This is a genomic window from Nocardioides malaquae (genome assembly GCF_015070385.1).
Lineage (GTDB): Bacteria > Actinomycetota > Actinomycetes > Propionibacteriales > Nocardioidaceae > Nocardioides > Nocardioides malaquae.
This window is the reverse complement of record NZ_JADCSA010000201.1, coordinates 1-320: the sequence shown is the minus strand read 5'-3', so window position 1 is coordinate 320 and position 320 is coordinate 1. Positions and strand designations below refer to the sequence as shown.

Here is a 320-nt window from a genome sequence, read left to right as displayed (position 1 = left end):
TCTTCGTCCAGGGGGCCGCCTTCGCCACCGGTATTCCTCCAGATCTCTACGCATTTCACCGCTACACCTGGAATTCTACCCCCCTCTACGAGACTCAAGCTTGCCAGTATCAGATGCAGTTCCCAGGTTGAGCCCGGGGATTTCACATCTGACTTAACAAACCGCCTGCGTGCGCTTTACGCCCAGTAATTCCGATTAACGCTTGCACCCTCCGTATTACCGCGGCTGCTGGCACGGAGTTAGCCGGTGCTTCTTCTGCGGGTAACGTCAATGAGCAAAGGTATTAACTTTACTCCCTTCCTCCCCGCTGAAAGTACTTT

The 320-nt window shown here is 54.1% G+C and carries 1 rRNA gene; it reads right to left on the bottom strand.

Features of this window, described 5'->3' with window-relative positions:
- A 16S ribosomal RNA gene (locus IEQ44_RS15685) occupies positions 1–320 on the bottom strand; the annotation flags it as partial.